This window comes from Dietzia sp. CQ4 (assembly GCF_014145125.1).
In the GTDB taxonomy this organism is placed as follows: domain Bacteria; phylum Actinomycetota; class Actinomycetes; order Mycobacteriales; family Mycobacteriaceae; genus Dietzia; species Dietzia natronolimnaea.
This window is the reverse complement of record NZ_JAALDZ010000017.1, coordinates 1-1,042: the sequence shown is the minus strand read 5'-3', so window position 1 is coordinate 1,042 and position 1,042 is coordinate 1. Positions and strand designations below refer to the sequence as shown.

The 1,042-nt window shown below is 70.9% G+C and carries 1 protein-coding gene; it reads left to right on the top strand.

The features are described 5' to 3' along the window. Positions 1-334: 334 nt before the first annotated feature. A partial coding sequence (gene proC / locus G6031_RS01055) for a pyrroline-5-carboxylate reductase (protein ID WP_182652149.1) occupies positions 335-1,042 on the top strand: 708 nt, incomplete at its 3' end.

Sequence of the window (1,042 nt, the reverse complement as noted above, 5' to 3'; positions counted from 1 at the left end):
TGGCCCTGGCGCTCGTGGTGATCGTCGGACTGGTCGCCATGGTCCGCGTCCTGCGCAGGTCGAACGACATGGTCAGCATCGCCCTCGCGGTGATCGTCGGCCTGGGCGTGACCTGCGGGCCACTGTTGCTCAGAGTGGTCACCTGACCGGCCCACACGACCCGTCACCACTCCGCCCGCACCTCTCACGGTGCGGGCGGAGTCGTCTGCGCACCCGCCCGCCGAACCCCGTGCGGCCGTCGGCCGCGTCGACGCCGGCCACGCGAGCGGTGTGGGGCTGATCCCGTGGGATGAGCCGTGCAGGACCACCGGGGGTGTGTGGCACTGTTGTGGGCATGACGAGAATCGCAGTGGTCGGTGGCGGACGCATCGGCGAGGCCCTCATCGCAGGACTCCGGAAATCGGGGACGGAGCCCTCGGACATCGTGGTGATCGAGGCCGTGGAGTCCCGAGCCGCCGAACTGGCCAAGAAGTACTGCATCCTCTCCACCAGCCTGGACATCGGCTGCGAGGGGGCGGATGTGATCGTGGTGGCCGTCAAGCCCGGCGACGTCCCCGCTGTGGTCGACCGGATCGGCGACGCGATCTCCGACAGCGTCCACGAGTCGATCGTGGTGTCGCTGGCGGCCGGCGTGCCCACGTCGGTGCTGGAGAACAAGCTCAGCGCGGGATCACCCGTCGTGCGGGTGATGCCCAACACTGCGATGCTCGTGGGGCAGGGCGTCTCGGCGGCGTGCAAGGGTCGCTATGCGCGCGACGAGCACCTGGAGCAGGTGGTCCGGATCATGGAGAGCGTCGGCGCCGTCGTCGTCGTCGAGGAGTCCAAGATGGACGCCGTGACGGCCGTGTCCGGCTCGGGCCCCGCCTACTTCTTCCTCCTGGCCGAGGCCATGGTGGACTCGGCGGTCGAACAGGGCCTGCCCCGTGACGTCGCGCTGCGGCTCGCGGCCGGAACCGCGATGGGTGCCGGCGCCATGCTCACCGCCGGCGGTGACGGTCCCGCCGACCTGCGCGCGGCGGTCTGCTCCCCGGGCGGCACCACG